The organism is Rhodococcus sp. EPR-147 (assembly GCF_001647185.1).
Classification (GTDB): Bacteria; Actinomycetota; Actinomycetes; order Mycobacteriales; family Mycobacteriaceae; genus Rhodococcoides.
Map to the genome: position 1 here is coordinate 1 of NZ_LVCU01000141.1, position 6,836 is coordinate 6,836.

Here is a 6,836-nt window from a genome sequence, read left to right on the forward strand (position 1 = left end):
TGCTCCACCATCCGGCCGCGTAACTGTGCATCAGATCGAGTGCTGCCCGATCGGGTGCACGCAGGCCGCGCAGCATTCCCACCGCCACCGGGAAGAATGCGAGATACGACGCGATGACGGTGATGCTCATCCACGGCTGCCAGGCGTAACCGCCGATGGCGATCTTCCCGCCCCAGCCCGCGACGAGCGGTGCCAACGCGATCAGCGGAACCGTCTGCGAGACGATCACATACGGCAACACGGACCGCTCGACCCACACGAACCGTTGCATCGTCACGGCGAGCAACAGCCCGACCACCGTCCCCAGCGCGAACCCGAGTACGGCGAGCCCGAACGTGAACAGGCCACTGGACACGATCGCGGCACCGACACTGCGAGCACCGGCGACGTTCACCTCGGGCTCGGTCAGCGCCGCCAACACCGACCACACGTGCGGTAGTGCACCGTCGTCGGTGCGCGGCAGCACCCGCACTCCGGCGACACTCACCCCGTTCTCGGGGACGAGCACTTTCACCAGCTCCCAGACCGCCAGCAACGAGCCGACAGCCACCACTGCCATCACCGGACGCCGCACTCCTCGATTCGCACCGGCGGGAGTGGGTGCCACCACCGCAGCCCGATCGAGCAGACTCGTCACGACGTTGCCGTCACGCTCGGGCGGATCTGCGGAATGATGCTCTCTCCGTATGCCTCGAGTGTCGCGGCCTTGGCGTCGTGCTGCAGGTACACCGAGAACTGGTCGACGCCGAGTGTTTCCAGCTCTTTCAGCTTGGCGATGTGATCGGCCGGAGTGCCCAGTAGGCAGAACCTGTCGATCACTTCGTTCGGAACGAATTCTGCGTGCGAGTTTCCTGCTCGACCGTGCTCGTTGTAGTCGTACCCTGTGCGCGCTGCGATGTAGTCGGTGAGAGCCTGCGGAACACCACCGCCATCGCCGCCGTATCGCGAGACGATATCGGCGACGTGGTTGCCGACCATCCCGCCGAACCAACGACACTGATCTCGGGCGTGTTCGAGCCCTGCGTCGGTACCGTCGGTGACGTAGGCGGGAGCTGCAACGCAGATCGAGATCGAGTCCGGGTCGCGACCCGCTTGCTCGGCCGCAGCGCGGACCCGACCGATCGTCCAGGCCGCGATATCGGGATCGGCCAGCTGCAGAATGAACCCGTCCGCCACCTGTCCGGTGAGCTCGAGGGCTTTGGGCCCGTACGCCGCAACCCATACCTCGAGCCGGGACCGCTCCGCCCACGGGAACTGCACCGTCGTCTCACCGACCCGGGCGCTCCGACCGTTGGCCAGGCTTCGGATCACCTCTATCGATTCCCGCAGCGTTGCAAGGGTTGTCGGCTTGCCGCCGAGGGCACGGACCGCCGAATCACCGCGGCCGATGCCGCAGACGGTCCGATTGCCGAACATGTCGTTGAGCGTCGCGAACGTCGATGCCGTCACCGTCCAGTCACGGGTGGCGGGATTGGTGACCATCGGGCCGACGGTCACCCGTCTCGTCGCGGCCAGAATTTGGCTGTAGATGACGTACGGTTCCTGCCACAGCAGGTGCGAATCGAATGTCCACACGTGCGAGAAACCATGTGTCTCGGCCTGTCTGGCCAGGTCGACCACACGGGACGCCGGCGGATTGCACTGGAGCACTACCCCGATGTCCATGGCTCAGATCAGATTCTGAGACAGGTCGCGTCGGACGAATCGGCCGTGTCCCGCAGTGCCGGAATAGGATCCAGCGTCGACGATGATCCGGCCTCGCGAGATCACGGTATCGACGTGACCGTCGATCTCGAAACCTTCGTACGCCGAGTAGTCCATGTTCATGTGGTGGGTCTTGTCGACGCCGATGCTGGTGTGTCCGTTCGGGTCGTAGATCACGATGTCAGCGTCGGCACCCGGGGTGATGACGCCTTTCCTCGGATACATCCCGAACATCCTGGCCGGAGTGGTGCAGCAGACGTCGACCCATTTCTCCAGCGTGATCTTGCCGCTCTTGACGCCCTGGAACATCAGATCGATGCGGTGTTCCACCGAACCGATCCCGTTGGGAATCTTGGAGAAATCGCCGATACCCATCTCCTTCTGGTCCTTCATACAGAACGGGCAGTGATCGGTACTGACGGTCGATACGTCACCGGTGCGGAGGTACCGCCACAACTCGTCCTGATGCCCCTCGGCTCGCGACCGCAGTGGCGTCGAGCAGACCCACTTGGCACCCTCGAAGCCCGGTGCACCAAGTTGTTCTTCGAGAGACAGATAGAGGTACTGAGGACACGTCTCGGCAAACACGTTCTGCCCGTTGCCACGGGCCTGCGCAATCTGTTCCAGGGCCTGCTTGGCCGAGACGTGTACGACGTAGAGCGGTGCGCCGGTGACGTGAGCGAGCATGATCGCTCGATGCGTCGCCTCCTCCTCGAGCTGCCACGGCCGTGACGTGCCGTGGAAGTACGGGGCCGTGTCTCCACGCGCGATCGATTGAGCAACGAGTACATCGATCGCGATGCCGTTCTCCGCGTGCATCATCAGCAGTGCACCCGTTTCGGCGGCGGACTGCATGGCGCGCAGGATCTTGCCGTCGTCGGAGTAGAACACACCCGGATAGGCCATGAAGAGTTTGAAGCTGGTGACGCCCTCGGATACCAACTCGCTCATGGCTTTCAGCGAATCGTCGGTGACATCGCCGATGATCTGATGGAAGCCGTAATCGACGGCGCATTGCCCCGCGGCCTTGTCGTGCCATTGCGCGAAAGTGTCCTGGACGCGCTGACCGGGTGTCTGAATCGCGAAGTCCACGATCGTCGTCGTGCCGCCCCAAGCGGCTGCGCGCGTTCCGGTTTCGAAGGTGTCGGAGGCGAACGTACCGCCGAACGGCATCTCCATGTGCGTGTGTCCGTCGACCCCACCGGGAATGACGTATTTGCCGGTCGCGTCGACGACGACGTCCGCCGAGGTCTTCAGGTCGGCGGCCAGGGAGACCGATCCTGGTGCCAGCACGGCCACGATGCTCTCACCGTCGATGAGCACATCCAATGCCTGTGCGCCGGTGGTGGATACCACGGTTCCGCCGTGCACGAAGGTGGTGGCCATCAGGGTTGCACCAGCGGTCCGTATGCGTCGGGCCTGCGGTCACGATAGAAGGCCCACCGGTCGCGTACCACCTTGAGCAGGTCCATGTCGAGGTCACGCACGATTATTTCGGGTTCCGTATCCGACGCCACTTCGCCGACGAATTTGCCTTCGGGGTCCACGAAATAGCTGGTCCCGTAGAAGTCGTCGTCACCGTATTCGGATTCGATTCCGACTCGATTGATCGCGCCCACGTAGTACTCGTTGGCGACGGCCGACGCGGGCTGTTCGAGCTTCCACAGATAGTTCGACAATCCACGCGAGGTGGCCGACGGATTGAAGACGATTTCGGCACCGGCAAGACCGAGCGCCCGCCAACCTTCCGGAAAATGCCTGTCGTAGCAGATGTAGACACCGATACGCCCGACCGCGGTGTCGAACACCGGCCACCCCAGATTGCCGGGGCGAAAGTAGAACTTCTCCCAGAATCCGTTCACGTGGGGGATGTGGTGTTTTCGATACTTGCCGAGATAGGTTCCGTCGGCGTCCACCACGGCAGCGGTGTTGTACAGAAGTCCGGGCTGTTCCTGCTCGTACACGGGCAGAATCATCACGATACCGAGTTCTTTGGCCAACGCGGCGAAACGGTCGACGGTAGGCCCAGGTACCGATTCGGCATATTCGTAGAATTTCGCGTCCTGCAATTGGCAGAAGTACGGACCGTAGAAAAGTTCTTGGAAGCAGACGACTTTCGCGCCCTGCTCGGCGGCGGACCGAGCAAACCCCTCGTGTGCCGCGATCATCGATTCTTTGTCACCGGTCCACTTGCTTTGGACCAGAGCAGCTCGAACTGTGGACATCATTGGCACTCCATCTCTCGCTGGCTTGCACCCTCGAGAATATTTTGCGCCGTGTTACGGGGTCGTTCGGCCGGTTTCGTATGTATTAATCGTCGGGACTGTTTTCACGAGTGTGGAAGGAGTGCGCGCACGGCGTCGATGGAGTCCGCGGTGGCGAGGTCCTTGTCGGGGCGATACCGCAGTACTCGCGCGAATCGCAGGGCCACGCCGCCCGGGTAGCGCGGGCTGACCTGCACACCGTCGAGTTCGATCTCGACGATCAGTTCGGGACGCAGGTACACCGTGTGCTCGTCGCGTTCGCGCTCGTGTTTCGGGAATTCCTCGGTCTGCCACTGCAACAGAACGTCGGTCAGGCCCTTGAAGGTCTTACCGACCATGATCGGCTCACCGCCGTCGGGATCGCGAGCTCCGAGATGCAGATTGGACAGGTAGCCGGTGCGGCGCCCGTATCCCCACTCGGCTCCGAGGACGACGAGGTCGAGCGTGTGTTCGGGTTTGACCTTCTGCCAGCTCTTTCCGCGGCGGCCCGCGGCGTACGGCGCACCGAGCGCTTTGAGCATGACCCCTTCGTGCCCGGCGTCGAGTGCAGCGTCGAAGTGGGCCGCTGCTGCGTCCGCATCGGGCCGAACGGCACTGGGAATTCGGTGCCCTGGCGCTACCCGGTCCAGTGCGGCCAGGCGCTGCTCCAGCGGGGCATCGAGCAGGTCCACGCCGTCGAGGTGCAGGCAGTCGAAGAAGTAGGGCTGCAGCAGCAGCTCGTGTGCACTCTCGGCACCGAACCGACTCATCGTTTCCTGGAACGGTCTCGGCCGTCCGCTGTCTTCGAGCGCGAGGGTCTCCCCGTCCAGGACCACCGAATCGCACGGCAGCTCGAGAACCAGTTCCACCAGCTCGGGCACACTTGCAGTGATGTCGCGCAGGGTTCGCGTGTAGATGCTCACGTCGGTTCCGGAGCGGTGCACCTGAATTCGCGCACCGTCGAGCTTGTATTCCACGGTGAGGTCGCCGGACAACTGTTCCCAGGCAGCGTGTAGAGACTCTGCGGGAGAGGCAAGCATCGGCCGGACCGGGCGACCGACCTCGAGCCGGAATGCATCCAACGCGTCGACGCCACCGCTGATGGCGGCAATGGCCGTCGCAGTCAAACGACCCGAGAGCATGAATGCGCGACGCACCGGTGCCTGCGGCAGGTTCGTGGCCGCGGCAACAGCGTCGACCATGATTCCTTCGAGCGCGCCCTGACGCAGCTCGCCGGTGACGAGCCGGATCAGAAACCGACGCTCCTCGGCTGTGCTGCGGGAGAACAGGTCGGTCAGTATCGCTACCCGCCGCGCAGCAGAACCGGCTCCCGACGTCGCCGCGACCGAAGATATCGCCTCGTCCACCTCGGCAACCGTCAGCGTCGAGTCGGCAGCGGCCGCCACGTCGAGATCGGCCAGGGTGCGCCAGCCGACTCCTATCCGCCCCTGCGGCAATTCTCCCGACAGCCACGACACAGCGGGCTCGATGTCGTCGGTCTCGGCCTCGGCGAGCAGGGCAGCGATCTGCCCGATCTTGATCTTGCGCGAACGCGTCGCCGACACTGCACGGGACGTTTCGACGATCCTCGACATCAACACACAACGAACATAACCGCCCCCACCGACAGACCCGCCTGATCAGGTCATTCCGCAGGCTCCACTCCCGCGCGCTGACATCCAATTGTTACCGGTGTGACTCGAGCGACCACTGTTCTTGCTGTTACGTTCGATTCATGTCAGCCACGTCCGTGCGACAGAACGCGCAGGAGTGGAGCCTGCGGAACGACTCCGTTGCATGGATGACGTGTCAGCTGAACCCGAGAACGCGGTCGCCCCACGCCGCGCGCATGTCGCCGTCTGGGTCGTCGACGAGAGTGTCGGATGCATCGATCACCAGCGTCCAGCGCGTCTTCTCGGTGTACGGAGCCCAATGCTTGGACGCATCCAGCGCGGCGGGAACACCGTACCGCGCGAAAGCGAGCCAGCGTCTCTGCATCCGCGCGGACACCGCCATTGCGGGCTTTCGGCCACCGAGCCAGAAGGTGGGGTCTCGGTTGAGAGTTCCGAAATTGCCGAAGACGTACGGCAGCTCGGTCGCATGTCCCGCTCCCACCCGTGCGGCCTTGAGCATCGGCGTCGCATGATCGAATCGGTACATCCATGTCGGCGAATGCCTGCTGTGCGCGTCGGCGATCCACAGACTGGGCATGAGAAATCCTGCGTCCCGCGAAATGGCTTGTGCTCCAGCGGGTTTGTCTCGGTCCGGATACGCTGCCATGATTTCGGCGACACGATAGGCCGGCAGATCCGCGTGGTCGTGCGCGATGGCGCGGAACATCTCGGAGACGGTGTCCGAGGTGATCGGCATCAACGGAGACTTCATGAATCGGAAGATCGAGGGCTCGTCGTGGTTGGTGCCGATGATCAACGGGATCTTGTGCGAGAGCCCCTTCTGAAAGGCAGCCACGGGATAACGCGGAACGATATCGCCGTCGACGACCGGCGAAAGACCAAGTGTCCCAGGAACTGTCGTCGGGATCTCGTAACAGAGCGTGTCGCCGGCGGTGACCAGCCGGGTGAAATGCATGTCGAACAATTCGCCGATGTCTTCCCGGTCGACGCCCACCAACTCGAGGAATCTCGACGCCACCGCGGCTCCGCGGTCGGGGCCGTACACCGAGGTCGCAGGCGCGCTCTGCACGATCGCGCGCTGGAACAGCCCCTCGGCCTTGGGAGAAGTCATCAACGTGGTGACCGACGCTCCCCCGGAGGATTCACCGAACACCGTCACCTGATCGGGATCGCCGCCGAACGCAGAGATGCACTCGCGGACCCACTGCAGTGCGGCAATCTGATCTCGCAGCCCCAAATTGGTCTCGAACGTGTG

At 63.5% G+C, this 6,836-nt stretch carries 6 protein-coding genes; all 6 read right to left on the reverse strand.

Features of this window, described 5'->3' with window-relative positions:
* A partial coding sequence (locus A2J02_RS06765; RefSeq protein WP_068048392.1) for an ABC transporter permease occupies positions 1 to 637 on the reverse strand: 637 nt, incomplete at its 3' end.
* Positions 634 to 1,665 carry a TIGR03842 family LLM class F420-dependent oxidoreductase gene (locus A2J02_RS06770; protein WP_068048397.1) on the reverse strand — a complete coding sequence of 344 codons (1,032 nt, stop codon included), beginning with the start codon at positions 1,663 to 1,665 and terminating at the stop codon, positions 634 to 636. The genes A2J02_RS06765 and A2J02_RS06770, both read right to left, overlap by 4 nt.
* A gap of 3 nt (positions 1,666 to 1,668) precedes the next feature.
* A complete protein-coding gene (gene hydA / locus A2J02_RS06775; RefSeq protein WP_068048398.1) occupies positions 1,669 to 3,090 on the reverse strand; it encodes a dihydropyrimidinase in 1,422 nt (473 codons plus the stop codon).
* Entirely contained in the window at positions 3,090 to 3,929 is an 840-nt protein-coding gene (locus A2J02_RS06780; protein ID WP_197477958.1) for a nitrilase-related carbon-nitrogen hydrolase, read from the reverse strand. Before A2J02_RS06780 ends, hydA begins: the two co-directional genes overlap by 1 nt.
* Before the next feature lie 104 nt (positions 3,930 to 4,033).
* Entirely contained in the window at positions 4,034 to 5,548 is a 1,515-nt protein-coding gene (locus A2J02_RS06785) for an ATP-dependent DNA ligase (RefSeq protein ID WP_068048404.1), read from the reverse strand.
* Between the two features lie 208 nt (positions 5,549 to 5,756).
* A partial coding sequence (locus A2J02_RS06790; protein WP_068048408.1) for a carboxylesterase/lipase family protein occupies positions 5,757 to 6,836 on the reverse strand: 1,080 nt, incomplete at its 5' end.